At 41.3% G+C, this 3,556-nt stretch carries 4 protein-coding genes; all 4 read right to left on the bottom strand.

Features of this window, described 5'->3' with window-relative positions:
* The coding region (locus Q7P05_RS02345) for an ABC transporter ATP-binding protein (RefSeq protein WP_303930245.1) at nt 1-636 on the bottom strand (636 nt) is incomplete at its 3' end.
* Nucleotides 636-1,682: an iron ABC transporter permease gene (locus Q7P05_RS02340; protein WP_303930244.1), complete on the bottom strand. Its 1,047-nt coding sequence runs from the start codon at nt 1,680-1,682 to the stop codon at nt 636-638. The genes Q7P05_RS02345 and Q7P05_RS02340, both read right to left, overlap by 1 nt.
* A gap of 12 nt (nt 1,683-1,694) precedes the next feature.
* The gene (locus Q7P05_RS02335; RefSeq protein WP_024065115.1) at nt 1,695-2,717 is read right to left on the bottom strand and encodes an ABC transporter substrate-binding protein; all 1,023 of its coding nucleotides are present in this window, start codon (nt 2,715-2,717) and stop codon (nt 1,695-1,697) included.
* Nucleotides 2,717-3,556: TonB-dependent receptor (locus Q7P05_RS02330; RefSeq protein ID WP_303930243.1), on the bottom strand; the 840-nt coding region annotated here is incomplete at its 5' end. The genes Q7P05_RS02335 and Q7P05_RS02330, both read right to left, overlap by 1 nt.

Raw genomic sequence — 3,556 nt, 5'->3', positions numbered from 1 at the left:
AAAATGCGATCCGAATAAGAAAAAACGGATGGCTCCGCAGAACCATAAGTTTAAATCATGAATAGCGGCCACCACTGTTGCATCAAGGCGTTTTACAATCGTCATCAGCTCGAGCTGATACTTAATATCTAGGTGGTTTGTAGGCTCATCTAGTACAAGGCATTCTGTGCGTTGTGCTAAAGCACGCGCCAAGATAACGCGCTGCTGCTCACCACCAGATAAGGTATTAAAATTGCGACTTTCAAAATCACTAAGGCCGACTTGAGCCAGCGCATGACGGGCAATTTCATAGTCATCAATTTGATCTCTATCGAGTAGCCCTTTATAAGGGGAACGGCCCATAAGGACCATTTCAAGAACGGAAAAATCAAAGTTAACCGTACTATGCTGGGCTACCACAGCCATTTTTAAAGCTGTGTCACGATGGCTTAAGGAACTCATTTCTGTACCATCAAAGAAAATTTTTCCATGATTAGGTTGCAGTACGCGGTATAAACATTTTAAAAATGTGCTTTTACCACTACCATTCGGCCCAATAATACCAACAAACTCCTTATCTCGTATATCTAAGGATATATCGTGGAGAATTTTTTTAGCTCCAAATGAAACTTGGATATTATCTGCTTGTATGTTCATTATTCCCCTCCAAATCCGTAGTTCTTACGTACCAACATGTACACAAAGGTTGGCGCACCGATGAGAGAAATGAGAATACCAATTGGTAATTCTGCATGAGGAATAATGCAACGACAGAGACCATCTGCAATAACGAGGAAGATACTACCTCCTAATGCACTGAATGGAATCAATGTCCAATGATTGGTCCCAATCGTCATGCGCACGAGGTGAGGAATTAAAAGGCCTACAAAGCCAATCATCCCCGCTGCGTACACTACAAAACCGATGATAAGAGAGCTAATAATCAAATACACTTGGCGATATCTATGCAAATCTCGACCTAAGGTAATAGCTACCTCATCACCGAGAAGCATCATGTTCAAAATTCTACTTTGAGACCAGAAGAATAGAATGCTCACAAGAACAACGATAGCAATGATAGGCAACATGTCCCATTTAGCACCTGCAAAGCTCCCCATCAACCAATAGGTAATAGTTTGGATGCCTTCCTTATCATCTGCTAAGTACACTACAAAGCTAGAGAAAGAACTACATACGGCACTTAATGCTAAGCCACCTAAGATTAATTTTACAGAATTAGGTCGGCCCCCCAGGTTGGAGATAAATAATACACCGAAGGAAATCGCCATAGCTCCAATAAAGGCCATAACACCTACGAAATTTTCTCCGAACATAACGCCTACACCAAACAGGATAGCTACCGTAGCACCGAGAGATGCACCAGACGAAATCCCCAAGATATATGGGTCCGCCAATGGATTTTTCACGATAGCTTGCATGATTACGCCAGACACGGCAAGGCCTGCGCCGATAATGGCAGCCATCAAGAGCCGCGGCATACGCAGTAACCATATAATAGTCTGATCTGGACTATTCATAGGATCATCAAGCGCTAAAGGACTAGAAAATTGATCTATTACAATATTGAAAATTTGAGAAAGTGAAAACTGTACTGTACCAACAGAAAGTCCCCATAGTATGGCTAATGCTAGCACCCCTATGAGGACAAATCCGCCAGCAGTATATCCAATACGTTTTAGCATACTGCTCCTTTATTAATGAATTAAATCGGGTACCCCTTGAGGGTAAAGATCTGGATATAACCCATGTGATACGATATCGATGCCATCGGATAATCGAATACCAGGACTATAGACGGCAAGGAGTGGCAAGAAATAAACTCGCTTATTACGCAATGCATTTACTCTTTGTAGGCCAGGATGTGTCAAAACATAGTTCATAATCGTATCCGCTTGGCTATATTCACCATCAGATACAATCAAGAATATAACATCTGGATTTTCTTCCACAACATCCTCCATACTAATGGATGGCGTATCTGTATCAATTACATTGGCATGCAAGGAATCCCCTATATTACCAGCTAATGTCTTATGTCCATACAAGCGGAACTGCTTACCTTCAACCTCGACAAACAATGCTTTTGGTGTCTTTTCATGAGCCGTTTGAGCTACTGTATGTGCTACAGATTGCTCCATATCGTGAATCAGCTTTTCTGCCTCCATGTTGCGGTTAAAGATACGCCCTAAATCACGAATATATTGGTACTCCATATCCATGGTCAATGCAGATTGTGCCCCTAGAGAGGATTCTGCAATATACACATTTGCATTTCGTGCCTGCCAGAACGCAGGGGTTCGTAATCCTTTATTGGTGAAAGTAGATCGCCAACCAACTAGTAAATCGGGCTTCATCATCAATACGCTTTCTAAATTAGCATATTTCATATCCTTATAGGGAATTTTGTCATACGCTTCACGGTATTCTGATCGCACGTATTTACGATTTGGAATTCCCATACCCGCTACAATACGATCGCCTTCTCCAAGAGCAATGATAGTTTCAATGGAATTTTGCCACATCGCCACAACGCGCTCTGGTACTGCCGTATATGTACTTTCAAAAGGTTCCCCTCGGCGCACATAGGACTTGATTGTTACAGGCGGCTGTAGTTCGATATGCGTCGGTGTAGACTGATGGTCCTCAACAGTCACCTGCTGAGGACCACAGCCTACGCATAGTAATAGACATAGTATTAATGCGCTAAATCTAATCATTAGAATTTATATTTCGCCCCAATCATGAAGGAACGTGCTGGCATAGCCGCACTACCACGACCATTATAAGCACTATAGCTTGTTTCATATGCGCGGTTAAGAACATTGTTCACTACAATGTACGCAGTTAAATCTTTTGTTACATCATAGTTGAGGTTCCAATCCACAATTAAGAAACGTCTATGAGTAAATGCATAATCGCTATTGCCAGTGTACCAGTTAATTAACAAGCCAGAGTATAGGCGTTTGTTATCATAGGAAATATTCAATGCATAGTGGTTTTGTGGACGCAAGCTGTTAATAGCCACGTTAATATCATCGCTATTGCTATAACCCCAGTTTGGATCGAGAACCCAGCCACCTTTAGACATCCATTTGTCCTTCATATGAGAGTAAGATGCACTCATTGTTACATGTTTATTCAATTTATGATCCACTGTAATGTTGAAAGATTGTTTGTTTTCTTTAGCATTAACTGCTGTTTTTTCAAAATCACCAGATGTGCTATTCCAGATTGGCAATGTAGCAATAGCGTTTTTCATGCGTGTGTAATCATAGTGAACAGCAACAGTTGTGTTGTTATCTTTACCAAATGTGTGTTGTACGCCCCAAGTGAAAGCATCGCCTTTTTCGTCATCTAATGGTGTATTGTATACGCCGTCAACTGCACTATAGTCACCTGTTTTAAGTGGTCTCATGATACGTGTCCAGCCAGCATACATGCTAGTTTTTTTGTTAAGTTTAAACTGGCCATGTAAGCTAGGTGTTAATGCACTTACACTACCTTTACCTTGGGAATCGCCACTACCACTACCTTCAATACTACTATAATGTACATA

The organism is Veillonella dispar (assembly GCF_937975875.1).
Taxonomy (GTDB): Bacteria; Bacillota; Negativicutes; order Veillonellales; family Veillonellaceae; genus Veillonella; species Veillonella dispar_B.
This window is presented reverse-complemented; position numbering and strand designations above follow the sequence as displayed.

Coding starts and splice junctions, on each gene's coding strand:
- Q7P05_RS02340 (WP_303930244.1), bottom strand. CDS start 1,682: ATGCTAAAACGTATTGGATATACTGCTGGCGGATTTGTCCTCATAGGG.
- Q7P05_RS02335 (WP_024065115.1), bottom strand. CDS start 2,717: ATGATTAGATTTAGCGCATTAATACTATGTCTATTACTATGCGTAGGC.